Below are 1,139 nucleotides of genomic sequence, written 5' to 3'. Positions count from 1 at the left end.
TGACGTGGACCCCGGAAACCGGTCCAGGGTGAATGAGAGTCTTCAGCCGGCCAGACTGGGCCGGGGACTCGACCATGAAACGCACCAGGCACACATCCGAACAGATCATCCGCAAGCTCAAGACCGCCGAGCAGCTGATCGCCCAGGGCAAGACCGTCGCCGACGTCTGCCGGGTCATCGAGGTGACGCAGCCGACCTACCACCGCTGGCGCCAGCAGTACGGCGGCATGCAGGCCGAGGAGGCCCGGCGCCTGACCCAGCTGGAGAAGGAGAACGCCCGCCTCAAGAAGTTGTTGGCAGAGGCGGAGCTGGAGAAGGCCATGCTCAAGGACCTCGCCGAGGGAAACTTCTGAGCCCGGAACGCCGCCGCAGGGCTGTGGTGGTCCTGCAGGAGCGTTACCGGGCTTCTGAGCGCCTCGTCTGCCGGGTGGTGGGCCAGCACCGCAGCACCCAGCGCCATGGCGGCAAGGTCATCGACCTGCAGGAGGCCAAGCTCAGGAATCGCCTACGGGAGATCGCCTCTGAGCACATCCGCTGGGGCCGCCGGATGGCCTACCGCCTCCTGCGGCGCGAGTGCTGGACGGTGAACCACAAGCGGGTGCAACGGCTCTGGCGGGAGGAAGGCCTGCAACGGCCCACTCCCAGGAAGCGCAAGCGGGCACGACCCGCCGACGGCTCGGTGCGCCGCCACCGGGCCGAGCATCCCCACCAGGTGTGGGCCATGGACTTCCAGTTCGACGCCACCGCCGATGGCCGCAGACTCAAGTTCCTGAACGTGATCGACGAGCACAGCCGCCTCTGCCTGGCGATCCGGGTGGGCAGACGCTGCAAGGCCAAGGATGTGGTGGCGGTGCTGGAGGAGCTCACCAGTCTCTACCCGGCGCCAGCGTTCATCCGGTCCGATAACGGGCCGGAGTTCATTGCGCAGGCTCTACGGGATTGGTGTGAGGCCAGCACCACCACCAGCACGGCCTACATCGCACCGGGATCCCCATGGGAGAACGGATTCGCAGAGTCGTTCAATGGCCGGTTCCGGGATGAGTTCCTCAACACCGAGCTGTTCACCACAGCCCCAGAGGCGCAGATCCTGGCCGATCGCTGGCGCTGGGAGTACAACTCGCTCAGGCCGCACTCGGCCC

General features: G+C 66.8%; 1 protein-coding gene. It reads left to right on the top strand.

Annotated features, from left to right (window positions below; translation table 11 throughout):
- Positions 1–74: 74 nt before the first annotated feature.
- A protein-coding gene (locus VB737_RS07165; protein ID WP_500312230.1) for an IS3 family transposase occupies positions 75–1,139 on the top strand; the annotation gives its coding sequence in 2 pieces (ribosomal slippage) (positions 75–336 and positions 336–1,139; 1,066 coding nt annotated over the 2 pieces). This gene is flagged as partial in the annotation.

Origin of the sequence: Synechococcus sp. BA-120 BA3 (assembly GCF_034931285.1) — a bacterium.
In the GTDB taxonomy this organism is placed as follows: Bacteria; Cyanobacteriota; Cyanobacteriia; order PCC-6307; family Cyanobiaceae; genus Cyanobium.
The sequence above is the reverse complement of the archived record's forward strand: the minus strand, read 5'-3'. Positions and strand labels throughout refer to the sequence as shown.